This is a genomic window from Vibrio sp. 10N.222.49.C9, from assembly GCF_041474985.1.
In the GTDB taxonomy this organism is placed as follows: Bacteria; Pseudomonadota; Gammaproteobacteria; order Enterobacterales; family Vibrionaceae; genus Vibrio; species Vibrio crassostreae_C.
The window spans coordinates 1-335 of sequence record NZ_JBFRVD010000487.1; the positions used below are offsets into that span (position 1 = coordinate 1).

1 pseudogene is annotated in these 335 nt (G+C 42.4%); it reads left to right on the forward strand.

The window, feature by feature from the left end:
* Window positions 1-224 (forward strand): annotated as a pseudogene (locus AB4585_RS24125) (Na/Pi cotransporter family protein); the annotation flags it as partial.
* Window positions 225-335: the final 111 nt, after the last annotated feature.

Here is a 335-nt window from a genome sequence, read left to right on the forward strand (position 1 = left end):
CTGGTGAGTTTGCAGCCTTTGCGCTTCAGATTGCTCTAGTGCACTTGTTGTTCAACGTAGCGGCAACCTTGTTCATCTTTGGTATTCCGTTCCTACGTGAACTGCCACTGAAGGGTGCTGATTGGATTTCAACAATGGCCATTAAGAACAAGAGCGTTGTTGCTGGATATCTAATTGCAGTATTCGTTGTTATGCCAGGTGCGATTATCGCGATGACGGCATAAACAACTATTTAAACCCCCATTTATTTGCATAGTGCGTAAAAATTAAAAGGGTTTAATAGCACAATGCCACTATGCAAAAAAAATGACGCACAGTAGACTGTCAATCCAAGC